Genomic DNA, 21450 nt, shown 5'->3' on the forward strand with positions numbered 1-21450 from the left:
GGGGGTGGGCGGGGGCGCTCGGTCCGGCAGCCGCGTACGTGCCGGAGCGGACGTCAGCGACTGCTCTCGGCCGTGCTGAGCGAGAGGCCCTCGGACAGGAAGTCCCGGTGGCCTCTCGCCCACGCCGTCAGGCCGACGCCTCGGCGGGCGAGCCCTCCGGGGTCCGCTCCCGCACGATGCGGCGGGGCCTGGCCGGCAGCCCGAGCAGCGGGTTGGCGACGCCCCAGGCCGCGCCCTTGCAGATCAGCTCCTTGTAGACGGCGGCGAGCCGTCCCGTCAGGGCCGCACCGACGGAGCGGTCGTCCGCGGTGACGTACTGGATCAGGCCTTCCCTGCGGCCCAGCGAGATGCACTGGTTGAAGTAGCGCAGCGGCGTCTTCGGGGTCTTCCCGCCGGTCAGGCGCGCCGCGATGGCGTCGGCGGCCTGCCACGCCATGGGGGTGCCCGTGGCGCACGACATCCGCAGCGGCTTGTCGCCGGGGCCCATCGCCATGGCCGAGTCGCCGATGGCGTACACGTCCGGGTGCGAGACCGAGCGCATGGTCCGGTCGACCACGATCTGGCCGGTGTCGGTGACTTCCAGGGCGGTGGCGCGGGCGATCGGGTGGACCGCGAAGCCGGTGGTCCAGACGGTGACCGCGGCCGGGACGGACGTTCCGTCGGCGGTCGTGACGTGGTCGGCCTCCACGGCCGTGACGGCTGCCTGTTCGTGGACGGTGATGCCGAGCTTGTCGAAGACCTTCCGTACGTGGTCGCGGCCCTTGGGCGACAGCCAGTCGCCGAGCTCGCCGCGGGCGGTGAGGGCGACATCGAGGTCCGGGCGGGCCTCGGCGATCTCCGTCGCGGCTTCCAGGCCGGTGAGGCCGCCGCCGACGACGACCACGGTCTGCCCGGCGTCCAGGCCGGCCAGGCGCTCGCGCAGCCGGAGCGCTCCGGGGCGGCCGGCGATCTCGTGGGCGTGCTCGGCGGTGCCGGGGACGCCTCGGCTGTTCCAGGCGCTGCCGAGGGCGTACACGAGGCTGTCGTACTCCAGCTCCTCCGTGCCGTCCCCGTCGCCCTGGTCGGTGACGGTGACTGTCCTGCGGTCGACGTCGACGCCGGTGACCCTCGCGAGCCTCAGCTCGACGCCGGTGCCTGCGAACATCTCGCTGAAGGGCCGGGCCTTGAGGTCCTGGCCGGCCGCGAGCTGGTGCATCCGCACGCGCTCGACGAAGTCGGGCTCGGCGTTGACGAGGGTGATGGCGACGTCCTCGCGGTGCAGCCGCTTGGCGAGGCGCCCGGCGGCGATGGCTCCGGAGTATCCGGCTCCGATGACGATGATGCGGTGCTGCATGTCCTGGCTCCTGTCTCGCGCGGGTTCACCACCTGAACCGGGCAGCCGTCCGTTTCCTGACAGGAGTGGGATGTGAAGCAGCTCACATCGGGATCAGAAGGCGTTGAACAGGGGTTCCCCGTGCTCGGTGGCCGCCCACTGCCGGGTCGCGCGTTCGAGCTTGTCGGGGTTGACCTGGTTGCGGAACGCGGCGATTCCCCCGCCGGTGATCTCCAGGCACATGACGCCGACGACGCGGCCGTCGAGGACCGCCACGATCGCGGGGGCCCCGTTGGCGGTCGTGACGTAGACCCCGGGTGAGCCGCCGACGATGGCGCGCTTGGCCTGGGCGGGCTTGAACAGACCCCGCATGAACTTCGCGACCGCGAGTGCGCCCTCGAACGCCTTGGCCCGGGCCGGGACCTTCCCGCCGCCGTCGCCGATCGCGATGGCGTCCTCGGTGAGCAGCCGTACGAGCGGTTCGGTCCGGCCGCTGGTGGCGGCGGCGAGGAACTCCTCGACGATCCGGCGGGTCGCGGCCTCGTCGATCTCGGTGCGGGCCTTGCCGTCCGCGACGTGCTTCTTGGCTCGGTGGAAGGTCTGCTGGGCCGCGGCCTCGGTGACGCCGAGGATCTCCGCGATCTCCCGGTGCGGGTAGCCGAAGGCCTCCCGCAGCACGTACACCACCCGCTCGTTGGGGGAGAGGCGCTCCATGAGGGCGAGGACGGCGTACGAGACCGATTCGCGCTGCTCGGCGGTGTCGTCGGGGCCGAGCATCGGGTCCCCGGCGAGCAGCGGCTCGGGCAGCCACTCGCCCACGTAGGTCTCGCGCCGGACGCGGGCCGAGGTGAGCTGATTGAGGCACAGGTTGGTGAGGACCTTCGTCAGCCAGGCCTCGGGGACCTCGATGCGGTCGACGTCGGCCGCCTGCCAGCGCAGGAACGCGTCCTGCACGGCGTCCTCGGCGTCGCTCGCGGAGCCGAGGAGGCGGTAGGCGATGGCCTGCAGGCGCGGCCTGGATGCCTCGAACCGGTCCACGTCGTTCATGGTCAGAGCCATGGCCCGGATCCTACTCGCGCGGCGCCCGCCGGCCCATGGGCCGCTGCCCCCGCGTCGCTCGAGCGGTGCTGTCCGACGGGGACCTGAATATGATCGGCGCATGATGCAGCGAAGGGCCGATGCCGCGTAGGCCCCCGGGTGTGCTCCGGGCAGGGCCGCCGGACCGGCAGACCCGTAGCGGGACCAGCACGTTGCTCATCGGCACGTGCCCCGGACCTCCCGTGTGCACCGCCGTGCACACGTACCTCTTCGTCGACGGCCTCGAGATGATCGGGCGCAGCGACAGCAGAGCCGTGGGACTGCGTCCGGACGTGCTCCTCCGGCCCGGCGGACCGCTGTACCCGGCGGAGGCCGCCCGCAGCGTGGGTGTGGCGTCGTCGCAGGGGCATCCCGGGTCCGGCCCGACTCTCCACATCCGGGTGCGGCTGCGTGGTGCGACGGTCCTCTGGAGCGAGCTGATGTACCCGGGCCGGGACGACGGGGTGATCGAGGAGGTCTGCTTCGATCTGGAGCAGTACGTGGGGGAGATCGAGCGGGCGTACGGCTTGTGCGCGACCGATCCCGCCGGGCCGTCGGGCTGACGAAGAGCCGGGAGTGGGCGAATGGGCTGGCAGTGCACCGGACTGGGGTGGCCCGACGACGGGCCCGTGCTCGGGTGGCGGCGGAGTGACGGGGCGGGCCGTGGCCGGAAGAGCGTTCTGGCGTACGGGAAGGAGCTCGGGTTCCGGGCGGAGGGCGAGCGGCACTGTTCCGGGGCGCGCGGCAACCCGTGCCCGGTCATGGCTGTGGTGTCCGCGCGGAGTATGGGGGCGCGCTGCCAGGAGTGTGCGCGGCTGGACCGGGCGCACTCGGTGGCCGCCGACACGATCGCCGACGACCCGCGGACGTACCGCGTCTACCTCGCGTGGTTCGGGCCGGGAATGGTCAAGGTCGGGATCACCCGTGAGTCCCGGGACGCGGCGAGGCTCCGGGAGCAGGGTGCCGTGGTGTTCACCTGGCTGGGGCGAGGGCCCCTGATGGCCGCCCGGCGTACGGAGGAGCTGCTGCGCTCGGCGCTCGGGGTGCCCGACCGGATCCCGTACGCACGCAAGCGTGTTGTGCGGGGCGAGCTGCCGGTGGCGGCGGAACGGGCCGCCGAGGTCGAGATGTTGTACGGGCGTGCCGCCGGGCTGGAGGGGAGCGGGTGGCCCGAGGCGCTGGAGCGGCTGCCGTTCGAGGCCGTCGACCACGCCGGGGTCTTCGGACTCGACGCGGTGGGGGCGGTGGCCCGGGTGGTGACCGGCCTGGTGGACGGCGGGGTGGTGGCCGGGCGGCTGGTGGCGGCGGCCGGGCCCGATCTGTATCTGGCGACCCCGGCGGACGGGGTCGTCGTGGCGGACACCCGGCTGATCACCGGCTGGGTGCTGGTGGGGGCCGACGCGCGGGCGGGGCTGAGCGTGCCGGTCGTCGCCGTGGGGGGCGGTGGGGTGCAGGACGGGCTGTTCTGAGATCGTCGCGACGTACCGACGAGGAAGGCGGGGCGGATGAGCGGCGACAGTGACCGTGACGATGTGGTGCGGTTCTGGGAGCGGCTCGGACTGCCCGGGATCATCGACGTCCATACGCACTTCATGCCGGAGCAGGTGCTCCGCAAGGTGTGGGCGTACTTCGACTCGGCCGGCCCGCTGACCGGTCTCGAGTGGCCGATCGCCTACCGGCACGACGAGGAGGAACGCCTCGCGCTGCTGCGCTCGTTCGGAGTGCTGCGGTTCACCTCGATGCTCTACCCGCACAAGGCCGGGATGGCGGCGTGGCTCAACGGCTGGGCGGCCGACTTCGCGGGAAGGGTGCCGGACTGTCTGCACACCGCGACCTTCTTCCCGGAGGAGGGCGTGGAGGGCTATGTGCGCGAGGCGGTCGAGGCGGGCGCCCGGGTCTTCAAGTCGCACATCCAGGTCGGCGCGTACGACCCGAACGACCCGCTGCTGGAGCCCGTCTGGGGACTGCTGGCGGAGGCCGGGATCCCTGTGGTGATGCACTGCGGGTCCGGGCCGGCGCCCGGCGCGCACACCGGTCCCGAGCCGGTCGGACGGCTGCTGTCCCGTCATCCCCGGCTGCGACTGGTGGTGGCGCACATGGGGATGCCCGAGTACGCGGAGTTCCTGGCGCTGGCGGCGGCGTACCCGGGGGTGCGGCTCGATACGACGATGGTGTTCACGGACTTCAGCGAGGACCTCACGCCCTTCCCTGCCGCGGAACGCGGAATGCTCGCGGATCTGGGGGACCGGATCCTGCTGGGCACGGACTTCCCGAACATTCCGTATCCGTACGCCCACCAGCTGCACGCGCTGGAGCGGCTGGGGCTGGGCGATGCGTGGCTGCGGGCCGTCTGCCACGGGAACGCGAGCGCCATGTTCGCCTGAGAAGAGGCATTCTCAGGGAATTCACAGGGAGGGGAAAGGCCTCTCTCACGGCCGTCTCACAGGCTGGGGCCATGACGACGACCTCGCCCCAGGGGCGTACCGAACTGCTCAGGCCGGACCGCAATCCCGTCCGCGTACTGGTCGTGGACGACGAGGCTCCTCTTGCCGAGCTGCTCTCCATGGCCCTGCGGTACGAGGGCTGGGACGTGCGAAGCGCCGGGGACGGCGCGGGCGCCGTCCGTACGGCGCGTGACTTCCGCCCCGACGCCGTGGTTCTCGATGTGATGCTGCCCGACATGGACGGGCTCGCCGTGCTCAGCCGGCTGCGGCGGGAGCACTCCGACGTACCGGTGCTGTTCCTGACCGCGCGCGACTCGGTGGAGGACCGGATCGCGGGGCTCACGGCGGGCGGCGACGACTACGTCACCAAGCCGTTCAGCCTGGAGGAGGTCGTGGCCCGGCTGCGCGGTCTGATCCGCCGCTCGGGCACGGCCACCGCGGCCCGCAGCGAGTCGACGCTCGTCGTCGGGGATCTGCTGCTGGACGAGGACAGCCACGAGGTGAGCCGGGGTGAGGACTCGATCCACCTGACGGCCACCGAGTTCGAACTGCTGCGGTTCCTGATGCGCAATCCGCGCCGGGTGCTGAGCAAGGCGCAGATCCTGGACCGGGTGTGGAACTACGACTTCGGCGGCCAGGCGAATGTCGTCGAGCTGTACATCTCGTACCTCCGCAAGAAGATCGACGCGGGCCGTACCCCGATGATCCACACCCGGCGCGGGGCGGGATACCTGATCAAGCCCGGTGAGTAGCCCCGTGAGCGGGAACCGTCGGCGCGCGCGGCGGCCGTGGACCCTGCGCACCCGGCTCGTCGTGTACGCGGTGACACTCATCGCGGTCGTCGCCGCCGTGATCGGATCGGTCACCACCATCGCCTTCCACAGCTACATGTACGGAAAGCTGGACGCCCAGCTGACCGACATCGCGAAGCGGGCCGACGACCGTCCGCCGGCCGGCGGAGCGCCCGTACCGGGCGGGCTGCAGAACAAGGAACCGCTCGACTTCGTCGGCATGGGCGGCCAGCCCTTCGACACGTTCGGTGCCGTCTCCGTGGACGGGTCCGTCACCGATTCGCAGATCTCCGTGAGGGGGGACAGCGGGCTCGACGTGCAGCAGAACCTGGAGCCGCTGACCGCCGCGCAGGGGGATGCCCTGGAGGCGGCCGGTGTGCCCGCGGACGACGCGGTGCACGACGTCGAGCTTCCCGGTCTCGGCGGCTACCGCGTGAAGGCCGTTCCCAAGGACGACGGTTCGACCGTCCTCGTCGGCATTCCCACCGGCGAGGTGAGCGGCGCCCTCACCACCCTGATCCTCGTCGAGGTCTGTGTCACCGGGGCGGGACTCGTCGCCGCCGGAATCGCGGGTGCCGCGATGGTCGGTGTCGCCCTGCGTCCGCTGCGCCGGGTGGCGGCCACCGCGACCCGGGTCTCCGAACTCCCCCTGCACAGCGGTGAGGTCGCCCTGCTCGAACGGGTGCCGGACGCCGAGGCCGATCCGCGTACGGAGGTCGGCCAGGTCGGTTCGGCCCTCAACCGGATGCTGGGCCACGTCGGTTCGGCCCTGGACGCGCGGCAGAAGAGCGAGATGCGGGTGCGGCAGTTCGTCGCGGACGCCAGCCACGAGCTGCGGACCCCGCTCGCCTCGATCCGCGGGTACGCCGAACTCACCCGGCGGGGACGGGAGTACGCCGGTCCCGACACCCGCCACGCACTGGGACGCATCGAGTCCGAGGCGGAACGGATGACGGGCATGGTGGAGGACCTGCTGCTCCTGGCCCGGCTCGACGCGGGCCGGCCGCTCTCGTACGAGAGCACCGATCTGTCGCCGCTCGTCGTCGACGCGGTGAGCGACGCGGGCGTCGCCGGCCGGACCGCCGGGGACGGGGGACGGACCGCCGGGGCCATGGCGGGGCCCACGCACCACTGGCGGCTGGAACTGCCCGAGGTGCCCGCGACCGTACGCGCCGATCCGACCAGGATCCAGCAGGTGCTGGTCAACCTGCTGGCGAACGCCCGTACGCACACCCCGCCGGGGACCACGGTCACCGTCCGCGTGCGGGAAGCACGCAGGGACCTGCCGTGGGTGACGTTGGAGGTCGAGGACAACGGGCCCGGCATCCCGGCCGGGCTGCAGCCGCACGTCTTCGAGAGGTTCGCGCGCGGCGACGCCTCGCGCTCCCGGAACGCCGGCTCGACGGGACTGGGGCTCGCCATCGTGCAGGCGGTCGTGGCCGCGCACGGCGGCCGGGCCGAGGTGCGGTCGGTGCCGGGGAACACGGTCTTCGCCGTCCATCTGCCCGCGGACGCGGTGTACGAGGGCGGCCCGGCGGGCGGCTCACAGCCGGACCACAGGCTCACCACAAGGGTGTGACAGCGCGGTTGGCGAGTGTCGTGTCATGCGAACCGACACCCCTTGGAGCACCTTGCCGGCCCGGGAGCATCTCCTGGCCGCAGCGGTCGACGCGGCCGGTGCTCCCGTACTCGACGTGGTGGTCCCCGTCCACAACGAGGAGAAGGACCTCGAGACCTGTGTGCTGCGCCTGCACGACCATCTGGCGCGCACGTTCCCGTACCGCTTCCGGATCACCGTCGCGGACAACGCGAGCACCGACCGCACGCCCCAGGTGGCGGCGCGGCTCGCGGCGCTGATCCCGGAGGTGCGGTCGTACCGGCTGGAGGAGAAGGGCCGGGGGCGGGCACTGCGCACCGTGTGGTCCCACTCGGACTCCCCGGTCCTCGCCTACATGGACGTCGACCTCTCGACGGACCTCAACGCCCTCCTGCCGCTCGTCGCCCCGCTGATCTCCGGCCACTCGGACCTGGCCATCGGTTCGCGTCTCGCGCGCAGTTCGCGCGTGGTGCGCGGCTCGAAGCGGGAGTTCATCTCGCGGGCCTACAACCTGATCCTGCGCTCCTCGCTGGCCGCCCGGTTCAGCGACGCGCAGTGCGGCTTCAAGGCGATCCGGCGCGAGGTCGCGCAGCGGCTGCTGCCCATGGTCGAGGACACCGGGTGGTTCTTCGACACCGAGATGCTGGTGCTCGCCGAGCGGGCCGGGCTGCGCATCCACGAGGTGCCGGTCGACTGGGTCGACGACCCGGACTCCACGGTGCAGATCGTGAGGACGGCGACCGAGGACCTCAAGGGGGTCTGGCGGGTGGGCCGGGCGCTGGCCGTCGGCGCGCTGCCGCTGGACCGGCTGGCACGGCCGTTCGGGGACGACCCGCGCGACCGGGCCCTGCCCGGGGTGCCGGGCGGCCTGGCACGGCAGCTGGTCGGCTTCTGTGTCGTGGGCGGGCTGTCCACGCTGTTCTACCTCGTCCTGTACTCCCTCTTCCGGCAGGGTGTCGGGCCGCAGTTCGCCAACGGGGCCGCACTTCTGGTGTCCGCCGTCGCCAATACGGCAGCGAACCGGAGGCTCACCTTCGGGGTGCGCGGCCGGGGCGGCGCGGTACGCCACCAGGCTCAGGGGCTCGTCGTCTTCGCCATCGGGCTCGCGCTCACCAGCGGCTCGCTCGCCGCGCTGGGCACGACGTCCGGAGCGCCCTCGCACGGCACGGAACTCGCCGTGCTGATCGCGGCCAACCTCGCGGCGACGGTGCTGCGGTTTCTGCTCTTCCGCGCCTGGGTCTTCCCGGACCGGCGCACGGACCACCAGGACGCCCCCAAGGCTCCCGCACACGAACTGAGGAACGTCCGATGACCGCCACGCACCCCGACCACCTCCCGGCCCCGCCGGACACCCCCGGGCCGTTCGCGCCACCGTCGGCGTCGGCCGCACGGCAGGGGCACGGCCGCCCGAAGGAGCCGCTCGTGCGGCGCATCCGGCAGGGCCGGCCCGAGGATCCGCGCTGGGCACGGCCCGCCTTCCTCGGCATGCTCCTGGTGATCACGCTCGCGTACCTGTGGAATCTCGGCGCCTCCGGATACGCCAACTCCTTCTACTCCGCCGCCGTGCAGGCCGGCAGCCAGAGCTGGAAGGCGTTCTTCTTCGGTTCGCTGGACTCCGCGAACGCCATCACCGTCGACAAGCCCCCGGCCACGCTCTGGCCGATGGCCCTGTCGGTACGGATCTTCGGCCTCCACTCCTGGGCGATCCTCGTGCCCCAGGTCCTGATGGGCGTGGCCACGGCCGGTGTCCTGTACGCGGCGGTGCGCCGCAGGTTCAGCGCCGCCGCCGGGCTGATCACGATGGCGGTCTTCGCCCTGACCCCGGTTGCCGCGCTGATGTTCCGCTTCAACAACCCGGACGCGCTGCTCGCGCTGCTGATGACCGTCACCGTGTACTGCGTGCTGCGCGCCCTGGAGGGCGGCCGGACGAAGTGGCTGGTCTGGGCGGGCGTCGCGGTCGGTCTCGCGTTCCTGTCGAAGACCCTGCAGGCGTTCCTGATCCTGCCGCCGCTGGCGGTCCTGTACGCGGTGTTCGCACCCGTGTCCGTACGCAGGCGCTTCGGCCAGCTGGGCCTGTCCGCCCTCGCCATGGCCGTCGCGGGCGGCTGGTGGGTGGCGATCGTCGAGCTGTGGCCCGCTTCCTCCCGCCCCTACATCGGCGGCTCGCAGAACAACTCCTTCCTCGAACTCACCTTTGGCTACAACGGACTGGGCCGGATCAACGGCGAGGAGACCGGAAGCGTCGGTGGCGGCGGCGGAGGCCAGGGCGGCGGCTGGGGTGAGACCGGCATCGGCCGGATGTTCAACTCCGAGATCGGCAGCCAGATCGCCTGGCTGCTGCCGGCGGCGCTGCTCCTGCTGGTCGCGGGCATCTGGCTGACCTGGCGTGCGAAGCGGACCGACACGGCCCGTGCGGCATTCCTCGCCTGGGGCGGCTCGCTGCTGATGACGGCGTTCGTCTTCAGCTTCATGGCCGGCATCTTCCACCAGTACTACACCGTTGCCCTGGCGCCCTACGTCGCGGCGCTGGTCGGCATGGGCGCCACCGTCCTGTGGGAGGAGCGGGCCCGGTGGTGGGCCGGCGCCGCGCTCGGCGGGACCGTCGCGGTGACGGCCCTCTGGTCGTACGTCCTGCTGGGGCGCACCCCGGACTACGTCCCGTGGCTGCGCTGGGCCGTCCTGATCGGCGGGCTGGTGGGGGCGGTGGGGCTGCTGCTCGCCGCACGGCTGGGGCGCGTACTCGCCCTCTCCGTGGTGGGGCTGGGTCTGGCCGCGTCGCTGGCCGGGCCGACGGCGTACACCGTCAGCACGCTGAACACCGGGCACCAGGGCTCGATCGTCACCGCCGGACCGGCGGGCGCGAGCATGGGCGGCCCCGGTGGTGGTGGCGGCCGGGGCGGCGGCCCCGGTGGTGGCGACGGCGGTACCGGCGGCGGTACCGGCGGTGGCCCCGGTGGCGGGACGCCTCCCGGTCAGGGCACGCAGCAGGGCGGTCAGGCTCCGGGCAACGCCCAGGGCGGCGGCTTCCCGGGCGGCGGCCGGCCGGGTCAGGGCCAGCAGGGCCAGGGGCAGCAGGGGCAGACCGGCAGCCCGCAGGGCGGGATGCCCGGCGGTGCCACGGGCGAGGGCGGCAGGGGCGGTGGCGGCGGCATGGGCGGTCTGCTGGGCGGTTCGACCGTCGGCGCCGAGGCCAAGAAGCTCCTGGAGAAGGACGCCGACGACTACACCTGGGCCGCAGCCGCCATCGGTTCGCAGAACGCCGCGAGTTACCAGCTCGCCACCGGTGACCCGGTGATGGCGATCGGCGGCTTCAACGGCAGCGACCCGTCCCCGACGCTCGCGCAGTTCAAGAAGTACGTCGAGGACGGGAAGATCCACTACTTCGTCTCGAGCGGTTCGGGCGGCGGTGGCGGCGGCATGGGCGGCAGCGGCGCCTCGTCCCAGATCTCGACGTGGGTCGAGGCGAACTTCCAGGAGGTCACGGCCGGCAGCGCGACCTTCTACGACCTCACTCAGCCGGAGAGCGGCAGCTGACGCGGCAGTTCGAGATCGGCGACAACAGGGCGGTGGTCCGAGGCGAGCGTCTCGGCCACCGCCCCGTCGCGTACCCGCACGGCCCCGGCACCGGACTTCGACACCGCCACGAAGTCGATCCGTTTCACCGGATCCTGCGCCGGGAAGGTCGGCGCCCCGGGATCGGCGTCCGTCAGCTCCTGCCAGAGAGGGGCCAGTTCCGGCGCGTCCGGCTCCGCGTTGAAATCGCCCAGGAGGATCTGCCGGGCGCCCCGGTCCTCGGCCATGATGCGCCGGGTGTCGGCGACCTGGGCGATGCGCACGGACGGGTCGGGCCGGTAGTCCAGGTGCGTCACGTACACGTGCACGGGCAGCCCCTGGACCCGCAGCACGGCCTCGGCGAAGCCCGGCGCGGGCGCGGGTACCGGGTTCGGGTCCTGGGTCGAGAGCCTCGTGATCTCGTGGTTCTCGGCGCTGATGATCCGGTACCGGGACAGCACCGCCACCCCGTACTCGCGCCGGGGTTCGCCGGGTGTCACCGGGTCGAGGCTGTAGATCGGCGCGAACGCCACCCGCATGTGCAGCCGACGCGCGAGCTCGCCCGCGAGGTCCCGCCACTCGCTCCGGGCACCCCAGTGCGCGTCGACTTCCTGGAGGCCGATCACATCGGCGTCCAGCGCGCGCAGCTGGGCGGTCTGACGGTCCAGGTCGAAGACCTGGTCCATGCCCGCACCGGCATGGATGTTGTACGTCGCGACGCGGAGCGGGATCGCGCGTCCCTCCTCGGCGGCTCCCGCGGGCGGCGCGAGCGCGGCCACCGACAGGCCCGCAGCGATCAGAACGCCCACCGTACGACGACGCAAGTACATGTCACTCCACTCGGATCCGCTCGGCACTTGTCAGGTCTGCGTCGACAGGGCTACCCGCCCCGAGGCCGCGCGCAAACGAGTTGTACGCCGTACGGGAAGTGCCTTACGGTGTACAACGCTGCAGTCCCATACACCGTACAAGCGCACCGGAAACCAGGAGCCCGCATGACGGCGACCGCCGCCGAGCAGAACGATCTCGCCTCCCGGGGAGGCCATCCGCAGCGCTGGCTGATCCTCGGCGTCATCTGTCTCGCCCAGCTCACCGTGCTGCTCGACAACACCGTCCTGAACGTCGCGATCCCCTCCCTCACCACGGAGCTGAACGCGTCCACCGCCGATGTGCAGTGGATGATCAACGCCTACTCGCTCGTCCAGTCGGGCCTGCTGCTCACGGCGGGCAGCGCCTCCGACCGCTACGGCCGCAAGAAGATGCTCGTCGCCGGCCTCGTGCTGTTCGGCATCGGCTCCCTGGCGGCGGGGCTCGCCCAGTCCTCCGGGCAGCTGATCGCCGCACGTGCCGGGATGGGCATCGGCGGCGCCCTGCTGATCACCACCACCCTGGCCGTCGTCGTGCAGATCTTCGACGACACCGAACGCGTCAAGGCGATCGGCATCTGGTCCACCGTCAACTCCCTGGGCTTCGCCGTCGGTCCGCTCGTCGGCGGCGTCATGCTCGACCACTTCTGGTGGGGCGCGATCTTCCTGGTCAACATCCCCGTGGCGGTCATCGGCGTGATCGCCGTCGTCCGGCTCGTCCCCGAGTCCAAGAACCCCCGGGGCGACCGCCCGGACCTGCTCGGCGCCCTGCTCTCCACCATCGGCATGGCCGCCGTCGTGTACGCGATCATCTCCGGACCGGAACACGGCTGGGGCTCCGGGCAGGTCCTGCTGACCGCCTTCACGGGCGTCGCCGTGCTCACCGGATTCGTCCTGTGGGAGCTCCACATCCCGTACCCGATGCTGGACATGCACTTCTTCCGGAACCAGAAGTTCATCGGCGCGGTCGCGGGGGCGATCCTGGTCGCCTTCGGGATGGGCGGTTCGCTCTTCCTGCTCACCCAGCACCTCCAGTTCGTGCTCGGGTACGGGCCGCTGGAGGCCGGTCTGCGCACGGCACCGCTCGCACTCACCGTGGTGGCCCTCAACCTCACCGGGCTCGGCGCCCGCCTCGTCCCGAGGATGGGGACGCCCGCCACCATCGCCGCCGGGATGAGCCTGCTGGCCGCCGGGCTCGGGGCCATCGCCCTGCTCGGCCGCCAGGGGTACGGCGGCATGCTGCTCGGTCTGGTCGTCATGGGCGCCGGTATCGCGCTCGCCATGCCCGCCATGGCCAACGCGATCATGAGCGCCATCCCGCCGGAGAAGGCGGGCGTCGGGGCCGGGGTCAACGGCACGCTCGCCGAGTTCGGCAACGGGCTCGGGGTCGCCGTGCTCGGGGCCGTACTGAACTCCCGGTTCGCCGCTCTCGTACCGGCGGCCGTCGGGGCGGCCTCCCTGCCCGCGGCGCTCGCCGCCGCCGACGGCGAGGGGGAACGGCAGCGGATCACCGATGCCTTCGCCTCGGGCCTGGAGGCCAGTCAGCTGGTCGGTGCGGTGGCGGTTCTGGCGGGCGGCCTGCTGGCCGCCGTACTGCTGCGCCGGGCGGAGCGCGCGGAGGAGGCGGAGCCCACCGAGGACCCTCGGCCCGAGCAGCGGGCACCGGAGCGGGCATAGCATCGGACGGAGTGCCGTACGGAGGGTGTCATCCGCTCCGTACGGCAGCCCGTTGAGACGGACACCCAGGGCAGTCCGTACCGTCGTGAGTCGAGGAGAGTGCGTCATGGGGTCCGCGGCGGACGGTGCGAACAACCCTGTACGGATCAGCGTGTGGCTGGACCGGCGAACCCCTTCGCGCGGCCGCAGGACGGATCAGCCGGCCGGCCTCGACCGGGACAGGATCACCGCGGCGAGCGTACGGCTGCTGGACTCCGAGGGCCTCGCCAAGTTCTCCATGCGCCGCCTCGCCGCCGATCTCGACGTCACGGCGATGTCCCTCTACTGGTACGTCGACACCAAGGACGACCTGCTGGAACTGGCCCTGGACACCGTCTTCGGGGAGATCGCGCCGCCCCGGGAGGACACGGGCTGGCGCGAGCGGCTGCGCGAACTGGCCACCAGCTACCGGCAGATGCTGGTGGCGCACCCGTGGGCCTCGGCACTCGCCGGGAACTTCCTGAACATCGGCCCGCACTCGATGCTGTTCTCGTACGCGGTCCAGGACGTCGTCCGGGCCACCGGACTGCCCCTGGAGCACCAGACGGGTGCGACGTCCGCCGTCTTCCAGTTCGTCTACGGGTTCGGCACCATCGAGGGCCATTTCCTGCAGCGTTCGGCGCAGGCCGGGTTGAGCCAGGACGCGTACTTCCAGCAGGCCATGAGCACGATCCGCTCCCGTCCGGAGCACCAGCACATCGTGCAGAGCTCGGAAGCCGCCATGGAGGCGCGCGGCGGGGACACCGTCGAGGAGATGCGTGAGCGGGACTTCACGTTCGCGCTGGACCTTCTGGTCGCGGGCATCGAAGCGATGCGCGAGCGGGCGGTCCGCCAGTAGCTCCGCGGCGTCAGTACCCGCGCCCCGTGTCCACGGCGAGTGCGGGACGGCGCCCCCCGGCCACCGCCTCCCAGCAGGCCGCGAAGTCCGTGACGACGTCCTCGTCGGCCGTGATGCCCGCCGAGTGCGAGGTGATCACCGTGCGCGGCAGCTTCCAGGCGGTGTCGCCGGGGCCCGCGGGCTCGTCGGGCAGCACGTCGAGGACGGCCCGTCGCACCGTCCCGGCACGCAGGGCGGCCTCCAGTGCCGCCATGTCCACGCAGGCGCCCCGGCCGATGTTGACGAAGGAGGCGCCCTTCATCGCGGTGAACCGTGCGCCGTCGAAGAACCGCTCCGTGGCGGACGTCAGCGGGAGCGCGGACACCACCCACCGGGCTTCGGCCAGCGCGGCCCTCTCCTCGTCCCCGCCGGCCGCGACCACGTCGTCGAAGCCCGGCGGCAGGCCACGGGGCGTGCGGCAGACGCCCACCGTGCGCAGTGAACACGCCCTCAGCAGACCGGCGACGGCGGAGCCGATGCGACCGGTGCCGTGGACGACGGCGGTCCGACCGGCGGCGAGTTCGGACGGGATGCGACGCCACCGGGCCGCGGTGTGCTGTGCCGTGTGCTCCGGGACGGACTGGCATTCGGCGAGCACCCAGGCCAGCACGTACTGCGCGATCCGCTCCCCCATCCTGCCCACGGTCCGGGTCAGCAGCGCCCCTTCCGGCCACGGTCCGGCGGCCAGCAGTGCGTCCGTACCCGCGTTGACGCTGTGGAACCACAGCAGCTGTCCGGTGCGCACGTCTCGGGGCAGCGTGTCGCCCACGTACAGGAACGGCCCCTCGGGCGCGGTACCGGACGCGCGTCCCGCCGGGCGCCCGGTGATCCGCTCCAGTTCCCCGACCACGGACGCGTCGAGGGAGGGCGGGACCAGGAGCTCGGCCCGCGCGAGCAGGTCGGGGCGGGGCATCGGCGGGGACATCACGGGGCGCGTCAGCCGCCGGTGGCCAGATGGGCGGGGAAACCGCCGGTGGCGACCGGGCCCCAGCGCTCCGGGGTGATCCGGATGAGGGACTTCCCCTGCTTCACCATCGCCGCCCGGTACTCGTCCCAGTCCGGGTGCTCACCGGAGATGTTCCGGAAGTACTCGACGAGCGGCTCGACCGACTCCGGTGAGTCGATCACCTCGGCCGAGCCGTCGATCTGTACCCACGGGCCGTTCCACTCGTCCGACAGGACGATCACGCTGACCCGCTCGTCCCGCTTGGCGTTGCGGGTCTTGGCCCGTTCGGGGTAGGTCGAGACGACGATCCGGCCCGCGTCGTCGACGCCGCAGGTCAGCGGGGAGCCCTGGGGGCGGCCGTCGGCCCGGGTGGTCAGCAGGATCGCCCGGTGCCGCGGCCGTACGAAGTCCAGCAGTCCGGCGAGCTCCACGGTGGTGTTGGTCGCGATGTTCGGTGCCATACGGCCAACCCTATGCCGGTACGGATTCCCCCTGCACGGCCTGGATGTCCAGCTCCACCCGCAGCGTCGTACCGATCGCGGAGATGCCCGCCTGCACCACTTGGTTGTAGTTCATGGCGAAGTCCTCGCGGCGCAGTTCGGCCGTTGCGTGGAAGGCCGCCCGTACCCCGCCCCACGGGTCGGGGCCGGTGCCGAGGTAGCTGAGGTCCAGGTCGACGTCGCGGGCCACGCCGTGCATGGTGAGCACGCCGTCGACCGTCCAGCGGTCCGGTCCCGCCGGGGTCAGGGCGCGCGAGCGGTAGGTGATCTCCGGGAACCGCTCCACGTCCAGGAAGTCGGGCGAGCGCAGGTGCTTGTCGCGCATGCCGTTGCCCGTGTCGATGCTGGCCGGGGTGATGAAGGCCTCCACCCGGGAGCGCTGGACGTCCTGTGCGATCTCGATCCGGCCGCCGAACTCGGTGAACCGGCCGTGCACGCTGGAGATTCCCAGGTGCTGCGCGACCGCGGCCACCGAGGAGTGCACCGGGTCCAGCGACCAGGTGCCCGGCGGCGGCAGCTCCACACCGCCCTGCCGGGTGAGCACCACGGTGCCGGCCTCGACCCGGCCACTGGCCGTGACAAGGGCGGTGGAGGCGGCGGGTGCGTAGCCGACCGCTGTGACGATCACCGTGTACGCACCGGCCTGCAGACGGTCGTCGGTGCGGACGGAACCGTTCTCGTCGGCGGCGGCCCGGAGCACCTGGGCGCCCGTCATGTCGGTCACCGTGATGACCGCGTGCTGGACCGCCCAGCCGTCCCGCGTCCGTACCTGTGCGCGAAGTCCCATCTGTGCTCTCTCCTTGCTCCATCACTCAGTTGCTCAGTGACTCAATGAGTCGGGCCCCGGGGCGGGGACGGCAGGCCGTCCCCTGCCTGCCGTCCCCACCACGGGGCCCGTTTCCGCCGGCGCGCACAGCCTCTCCGCTCGAAGCGCTGTTCCGCCAGGGGTCTTTGTGGATCTTCCGTGTGTCTACTCGCCGGGGTGGGCGAGCTCGATGTCGTGGCCGTCGGCCCCGGCACCCGTCACGGTCAGTGCGGTGGCCACCGGCGGGTAACCGGTCGCGATGACCGAGTACTCGCCCGCGTCCAGGTCGGTGAAGGCGTACGCCCCGTCCTCCCCGGTCGTCGAGCCCGCGACCACGTTGCCTGCCGCGTCGATGAGGGTGACCCGGGCGTCGGGCAGCGGGGCCCCGCCGGAGCCGGCCCGCACGACACCCTGGACCAGCGCACCGGCCCGCAGTGCCGCGTCGACCCGGGTGACTCCCTGGCCGCCGATCTCCACCGGCAGGGCCAGCGGACGGAAGCCGGCGGCCGTCACGGCCACGGTCACCGTGCCGGGGATCAGCTCGCCGAAGGTGAAGTCGCCCGCGTCGCCCGAGGTGCCGGTGGCCAGCACGTCGCCGCGCACATCGGTCACGACGACCATCGCGCCCCGGACCGGGCTGCCGTCCTCGGTCCGCACGGTCCCGGAGAGACCGCTCGTACCGGCGAGCAGGATGTCGTACGCGAGCGGCTCCTCGCCGACGACCACGGTGGAGGCCTGCGGCTGGAAGCCGTCGGCGGACGCGATCAGGACGTAACTGCCGGAGCCCGGCGCGTCGAGTACGTAGCCGCCGTCGGCCTGCGCGACGGAGCGCCCCAGCTGCCGGCCGCCCAGCGAGATCAGCGTGACGGCTGCCCGGGCGACAGGCGCGCCCTCGGCGCCGCGCACCACTCCGCGTACGGGCGTTCCCTGCGCGGTCACGACCGGGGCCTCGACCGAGGTGACACCGGCCGTGGCCTCGGCGACGAGTGCGGTGGTGCCCGTGGTGGCCTCGGTGGCCTCCGCGGCGGGTGCCCCTTCGCCGGCCGGGACCTTGTCGTTGCCGGCGTTCGTCTTCAGCGCGACCTCCTTGATGAAGATCGTCACGATGAACGCGACGAGTGCGGCCGGGGCGGCGTACAGGAAGACGTCGGCGACACCGTGGCCGTAGGCGACCTCCATGACGGTGCGGAACGGCGCGGGGAGCTTGTCCAGGTCGGGGATGCCCCCGCCGCCGGTGCCGCCGTGGCCGAACGCGGCGCCCTGGGGGCCGAGGTCGGCCAGGCCGTCCTTGACGTAGTGGGTGACGCGGTTGGCCATGACGGCGCCCAGCGCGGAGACGCCGATGGCGCCACCGAGCGAACGGAAGAACGTGACGACGGAGCTGGCCGCGCCGAGGTCGGCGGGAGCGACCTGGTTCTGCGTGGCGAGGACCAGGTTCTGCATCATCATGCCGATGCCGAGGCCCATCACGAACATGAAGACGGCGATGTGCCAGTACTCGGTGTCGTACCGGATGGTGCCCAGCATCCCGAGGCCCGCGGTGACGAGGAAGCCACCGGTGACCAGCCAGGCCTTCCAGCGGCCCGTCTTGGTGATGACCTGGCCCGAGACCGTCGACGAGAGGAAGAGCCCGGCGATCATCGGAATGGTCATGACGCCGGACATGGTCGGCGACTTGTCGCGCGCCAGCTGGAAGTACTGGCTGAAGAAGACGGTGCCGGCGAACATCGCGATGCCGACGAACAGCGAGGCGATGGAGGCCAGGGTGATGGTCCGGTTACGGAAGAGACGCAGCGGGATGATCGGCTCACTGGCACGGGACTCGATGAACACGAAGACCAGCGTGAGCAGGACCGCGCCCGCGAGCATCGTGTAGGTCTGCCACGAGACCCAGTCGTACTTGTCACCCGCGAAGGTCACCCAGAGCAGCAGCAGCGAGACGGCGGCGCTGATGAAGAACGCGCCCGACCAGTCGACCTTGACCTCGCGCTTGACGACCGGGAGCTTCAGGGTCTTCTGCAGCACGATCAGGGCGATGACCGCGAACGGCACACCGACGTAGAAGCACCAGCGCCAGCCCATCCAGCTGGTGTCGGTGATGACACCGCCGAGCAGCGGGCCGCCCACGGTGGCGACGGCGAAGACCGCGCCGAGGTAGCCGCTGTAGCGCCCGCGCTCGCGCGGGGAGATCATCGCGGCCATCACGATCTGGGCCAGGGCCGAGAGACCGCCGACTCCGATGCCCTGCACGACGCGGCAGGCGATGAGCATGCCGCTGCTGGTCGACAGACCGGCCACGACCGAGCCGAGCACGTAGATGATCAGTGCTATCTGGACCAGCAGCTTCTTGCTGAACAGGTCGGAGAGCTTGCCCCACAGGGGGGTGGTCGCGGTCATGGCCAGCAGCGAGGCCGTGACGACCCAGGTGTAGGCGCTCTGACCGCCGCCGAGGTCGGAAATGATCTCCGGCAGGGCGTTGGAAACGACGGTCGACGACAGGATCGCGACGAACATGCCGAGCAGCAGCCCGGTGAGCGCTTCCATGATCTGGCGGTGTGTCATCGGCGTGCCGTCGGGGGCGTCCGATGCCCCGTGCTTGGCGTGGCCGCCCCGCACACCGGTCGGTGTGGTCGTAGCCATGGAGTTCCTTGTCTTTGCTTCTGTTACACAGGTGTACGGGTGTGCGAATCGTCGGAGTGCCCGGTGCGGCAGTCGCCGCTGTGCTTTCCGGGGGTGCAGCCCACGAGGCTGCGGCAGGAGAAGCTGTCGCGCAGCCGGGACAGCAACGTGTTGAGTTGTCCGACGTCCTCGTCGGACCAGTCGGGGAGGTTGTGGGCGAACATTTCGGTGGTCCGCCTGGACAGTTCGCCCAGCAGGTCGTTGCCCGCGGGGGTCAGCCGCACGATGCGGGACCGCTTGTCCGCAGGGTCCGGGAACCGTTCGATCCAGCCGTTGTCCACGGCGTGGGCCACGTGCCGGCTGGTCACCGACATGTTCACGGCGAGAAGCTCGGTGAGCCTGGTGATCCGCATCTCGCCGTACCGGGACAGCAGGGTCAGCACGGCGGCCGAACCGCCGGGGCACTCTGCGGGCAGGATGCGGGCGAGGCCCCTCTTGACGGCTCCGATGGCGCTGAGCTGGCGGGCCAGTTCCTCGTACTGGCTCCGTGCGGCCACCGGTCCTCCAGCTTTCTCCCGGGATCATCTTGTTGCTTAGGGCAACGATAGAAGCTGTTGGTTGCTACAGGCAAACGAAAAGGGGCTTGCAGAAGTAAAGGAAGGCAAAAGCCTCCGTAGGCTCCCGGTCAAGCCCGCAGCGCAGGGCCGGTGAGCTGCGCCGGATGTGTTCCGTGGCACAGGGTGCGAGCGGGGCCGCACTTCACGGGAAGCGGCGGAATCTCCGCGGGAAGCGGCCGGACGGGCCCGTGGAGGCGGTGCGGAGCGCTTCGGTGGAGGGGTGAAGAGGCCGTGGACGGCTTGGACGGGCATCATCCGCTGTGGACCCGGGGGTTGGGCGGCACCTCCGAGTTCGCTAGTGTCCTGGGCCATGGCACACAACCCCCACGCCCCGCAGCCGGGCCCCGAGGGCACTCACGACCCGGCGGGCAGCACGCAGATGTTCCGCGCCTTCGTCGACGAGGGCGAGCCGCAGCGCAGGCAGCAGCCTGCCGCGACGTCTTCCGGGCCGAAGGCCGGGGTGATCGCGGTCGTCGTCGCGGTCGTCGTCGTCCTCGGCGCGGTCGCCTGGCTCGCGCTCGGCTGACCGCGGTCCCCGCGGACGGGGACCCTGCTCAGGTCACGTCCCTGTCACTTCCCACGGCGTGACGCCCCGGTCCCCCGGCCTGCCCGCCGGGGGGCCGGGGCGTCGTGCCGTGTCCTCACGCGGTGCGGCGCCCGCCTCCTGTCGGCGCCCGCCCTGCCGGGCACAGGTCGACCGCGGACGGCACCCGGGCGCACCGCGGCCGCCGAGGCGGTGAACAAGGTGCCCCGGCGGCCGGTGGAGCCGCGTGTCCGGCGTCGTACGCGCCGGACCGGCTGATGCGCCGTCAATCACCGACCCGTACGGGTCAGTCCGCGATGAGCCCCTCCCTGAGCTGGGTGAGCGTCCGGGTCAGCAGCCGTGAGACATGCATCTGCGAGATGCCGACCTCCTCACCGATCTGCGACTGGGTCATGTTGGCGAAGAAGCGCAGCATGATGATCTGCCGCTCGCGCGGGGCGAGTTTGGCCAGCAGCGGCTTCAGGGACTCGCGGTACTCGACGCCTTCCAGCGCCGCGTCCTCGTACCCCAGGCGGTCCGCCAGCGAGCCCTCGCCGCCGTCGTCCTCGGGGGACGGGGAGTCCAGCGAGGAGGCCGTGTAGGCGTTGCCGACGGCCAGCCCGTCGACCACGTCCTCCTCGGAGACCCCGAGCGCCTTGGCGAGCTCGGGCACGGTCGGCGAGCGGTCGAGCTTCTGGGCGAGCTCGTCACTGGTCTTGGTGAGCGCGAGCCGCAGTTCCTGGAGCCGGCGCGGAACCCGCACCGACCACGAGGTGTCGCGGAAGAAGCGCTTGATCTCGCCCACCACGGTCGGCATCGCGAACGTGGGGAACTCCACCCCCCGCTCGCAGTCGAACCGGTCGATCGCCTTGATCAGGCCGATCGTGCCGACCTGGACGATGTCCTCCATGGGTTCGTTACGGCTCCGGAACCGCGCCGCCGCGTACCGCACGAGCGGGAGGTTGAGCTCGATGAGTGTGTCCCGCACATAGGTCCGCTCCGGACTGTCCGTTCCGTCGGGACCCGATGCGGGACCCAGTGCGGCGAGCCGCAGGAACAGGGAGCGGGACAGAGTGCGGGTGTCGATGGCTTCCGATGAGCTGGTGAGCACGGCAGGTGCTGGTGCGCTCTTCGTGAGCGTGAGCACCTTCGAGCTGCCCTGTTCTGCGGACATGCCACCCCCTTGAGGTCGCGGACGGTCGCGGTGG

General features: G+C 71.8%; 19 protein-coding genes. 10 read left to right on the plus strand and 9 right to left on the minus strand.

Annotated elements, in window-relative coordinates; genetic code table 11:
• Positions 1–127 precede the first annotated feature (127 nt).
• Together ACFW9O_RS08140 and ACFW9O_RS08145 are read right to left on the minus strand one after the other, a co-directional pair.
• A complete protein-coding gene (locus ACFW9O_RS08140) occupies positions 128–1333 on the minus strand; it encodes an NAD(P)/FAD-dependent oxidoreductase (protein ID WP_384606368.1) in 1206 nt (401 codons plus the stop codon).
• A gap of 93 nt (positions 1334–1426) precedes the next feature.
• Positions 1427–2371, minus strand: coding sequence for an RNA polymerase sigma-70 factor (locus ACFW9O_RS08145; protein WP_384606371.1), 945 nt, complete (start codon positions 2369–2371; stop codon positions 1427–1429).
• 221 nt (positions 2372–2592) lie between these two features.
• Here ACFW9O_RS08145 and ACFW9O_RS08150 point away from each other — a divergent pair, with 221 nt between their 5' ends.
• The 7 genes from ACFW9O_RS08150 to ACFW9O_RS08180 all read left to right on the plus strand — a co-directional run bounded on the left by ACFW9O_RS08150 (position 2593) and on the right by ACFW9O_RS08180 (position 10755).
• Entirely contained in the window at positions 2593–2952 is a 360-nt protein-coding gene (locus ACFW9O_RS08150) for a hypothetical protein (RefSeq protein ID WP_384606374.1), read from the plus strand.
• Positions 2953–2973: 21 nt separating this feature from the next.
• Positions 2974–3858: a DUF2797 domain-containing protein gene (locus tag ACFW9O_RS08155; protein WP_384606376.1), complete on the plus strand. Its 885-nt coding sequence runs from the start codon at positions 2974–2976 to the stop codon at positions 3856–3858.
• 36 nt (positions 3859–3894) lie between these two features.
• The gene (locus tag ACFW9O_RS08160; protein WP_384606379.1) at positions 3895–4773 is read left to right on the plus strand and encodes an amidohydrolase family protein; all 879 of its coding nucleotides are present in this window, start codon (positions 3895–3897) and stop codon (positions 4771–4773) included.
• A 71-nt stretch (positions 4774–4844) separates the two neighbouring features.
• Entirely contained in the window at positions 4845–5585 is a 741-nt protein-coding gene (locus ACFW9O_RS08165; protein WP_351173154.1) for a response regulator transcription factor, read from the plus strand.
• A 4-nt stretch (positions 5586–5589) separates the two neighbouring features.
• The gene (locus ACFW9O_RS08170) at positions 5590–7203 is read left to right on the plus strand and encodes a sensor histidine kinase (RefSeq protein ID WP_384606382.1); all 1614 of its coding nucleotides are present in this window, start codon (positions 5590–5592) and stop codon (positions 7201–7203) included.
• A 25-nt stretch (positions 7204–7228) separates the two neighbouring features.
• Entirely contained in the window at positions 7229–8533 is a 1305-nt protein-coding gene (locus ACFW9O_RS08175; protein WP_384606385.1) for a glycosyltransferase, read from the plus strand.
• The gene (locus ACFW9O_RS08180; protein WP_384606387.1) at positions 8530–10755 is read left to right on the plus strand and encodes an ArnT family glycosyltransferase; all 2226 of its coding nucleotides are present in this window, start codon (positions 8530–8532) and stop codon (positions 10753–10755) included. The genes ACFW9O_RS08175 and ACFW9O_RS08180 overlap by 4 nt, the downstream gene beginning before the upstream one ends.
• Here ACFW9O_RS08180 and ACFW9O_RS08185 read toward each other — a convergent pair.
• Positions 10734–11603, minus strand: a complete 870-nt coding sequence (locus ACFW9O_RS08185; RefSeq protein ID WP_384606389.1) for an endonuclease/exonuclease/phosphatase family protein — start codon at positions 11601–11603, stop codon at positions 10734–10736. The genes ACFW9O_RS08180 and ACFW9O_RS08185 overlap by 22 nt on opposite strands.
• 165 nt (positions 11604–11768) lie before the next feature.
• On the opposite strand from ACFW9O_RS08185, the gene ACFW9O_RS08190 reads away from it, so the two are divergent.
• Both ACFW9O_RS08190 and ACFW9O_RS08195 read left to right on the plus strand, forming a co-directional pair.
• Positions 11769–13316: an MFS transporter gene (locus ACFW9O_RS08190; protein ID WP_384606392.1), complete on the plus strand. Its 1548-nt coding sequence runs from the start codon at positions 11769–11771 to the stop codon at positions 13314–13316.
• A gap of 106 nt (positions 13317–13422) precedes the next feature.
• The gene (locus ACFW9O_RS08195) at positions 13423–14193 is read left to right on the plus strand and encodes a TetR/AcrR family transcriptional regulator (protein ID WP_384606394.1); all 771 of its coding nucleotides are present in this window, start codon (positions 13423–13425) and stop codon (positions 14191–14193) included.
• A gap of 10 nt (positions 14194–14203) precedes the next feature.
• Here ACFW9O_RS08195 and ACFW9O_RS08200 read toward each other — a convergent pair whose 3' ends face one another.
• The 5 genes from ACFW9O_RS08200 to ACFW9O_RS08220 form a co-directional block, all read right to left on the minus strand.
• Positions 14204–15145 (minus strand): NAD(P)-dependent oxidoreductase, encoded by a 942-nt coding sequence (locus tag ACFW9O_RS08200; protein WP_384606396.1) that lies wholly within the window; start codon positions 15143–15145, stop codon positions 14204–14206.
• 23 nt (positions 15146–15168) lie between these two features.
• Positions 15169–15639 (minus strand): PPOX class F420-dependent oxidoreductase, encoded by a 471-nt coding sequence (locus ACFW9O_RS08205; protein WP_351173178.1) that lies wholly within the window; start codon positions 15637–15639, stop codon positions 15169–15171.
• Positions 15640–15649: 10 nt separating this feature from the next.
• Positions 15650–16465, minus strand: coding sequence for a YceI family protein (locus ACFW9O_RS08210; RefSeq protein ID WP_384606398.1), 816 nt, complete (start codon positions 16463–16465; stop codon positions 15650–15652).
• Between the two features lie 183 nt (positions 16466–16648).
• A complete protein-coding gene (locus tag ACFW9O_RS08215) occupies positions 16649–19123 on the minus strand; it encodes an MFS transporter (RefSeq protein ID WP_384606400.1) in 2475 nt (824 codons plus the stop codon).
• Between the two features lie 23 nt (positions 19124–19146).
• On the minus strand, positions 19147–19659 hold the full coding sequence (locus ACFW9O_RS08220; protein WP_351173187.1) for a MarR family winged helix-turn-helix transcriptional regulator: 513 nt from the start codon (positions 19657–19659) through the stop codon (positions 19147–19149).
• A gap of 370 nt (positions 19660–20029) precedes the next feature.
• On the opposite strand from ACFW9O_RS08220, the gene ACFW9O_RS08225 reads away from it, so the two are divergent.
• The gene (locus tag ACFW9O_RS08225; RefSeq protein WP_384606402.1) at positions 20030–20245 is read left to right on the plus strand and encodes a hypothetical protein; all 216 of its coding nucleotides are present in this window, start codon (positions 20030–20032) and stop codon (positions 20243–20245) included.
• A 304-nt stretch (positions 20246–20549) separates the two neighbouring features.
• Here ACFW9O_RS08225 and ACFW9O_RS08230 read toward each other — a convergent pair whose 3' ends face one another.
• On the minus strand, positions 20550–21416 hold the full coding sequence (locus ACFW9O_RS08230; RefSeq protein ID WP_329208907.1) for an RNA polymerase sigma factor SigF: 867 nt from the start codon (positions 21414–21416) through the stop codon (positions 20550–20552).
• Positions 21417–21450 lie beyond the last annotated feature (34 nt).

It is taken from the genome of Streptomyces sp. NPDC059499, from assembly GCF_042749285.1.
In the GTDB taxonomy this organism is placed as follows: domain Bacteria; phylum Actinomycetota; class Actinomycetes; order Streptomycetales; family Streptomycetaceae; genus Streptomyces.